1 protein-coding gene is annotated in these 484 nt (G+C 65.7%); it reads left to right on the top strand.

Annotated elements, in window-relative coordinates:
• Positions 1–307: 307 nt before the first annotated feature.
• On the top strand, positions 308–484 hold a 177-nt coding region (locus IEY93_RS33780; RefSeq protein WP_189167241.1), incomplete at its 3' end, for a DUF397 domain-containing protein.

The following is a 484-nucleotide window of genomic DNA, read 5'->3' as shown; positions in this document are numbered from 1 at the left end:
CCCAAGCTGTTCTTCACTCCTGGCGAGTGGGGGACCTTCCTCGGCGGCGTCAAGGACGGCCGGTTCGACCAGGTCTAGTACGACTTGCGGCGAGGTTTGCCGGTTGCCCGCCGTTGTGCGGCGCCGGCATTCGCCGTACCCCGTCCCGCCGACGCGGCGCCGGTGAGGGACTCATCGGGCACCGCTGTCGCGGGATGGTGACCGGCGACCGTCAGGAGCTCGCGGTCGCCATCGAGGGGTTCGAGGCGATTCGGGTCGAACCGCTGCGCTGCAAGTGTCGTCTCATCACGAGAACAGCGGAGGAACGATGGACCTTGAGACTGTCAGGTGGCAGAAGTCCAGCTACACGGGCAACAACGGCGGCAACTGCGTCGAAGTGGCGGAATGGCGGAAGTCCAGCTACACCGGTAGCAACGGTGGCAACTGTGTCGAGGTCGCGCAGTCCAAGAGGCTGATCGCGGTACGGGACTCCAAGCGGCCTGAT

It is taken from the genome of Sphaerisporangium melleum (assembly GCF_014646695.1).
GTDB lineage: Bacteria > Actinomycetota > Actinomycetes > Streptosporangiales > Streptosporangiaceae > Sphaerisporangium > Sphaerisporangium melleum.
This window is presented reverse-complemented; position numbering and strand designations above follow the sequence as displayed.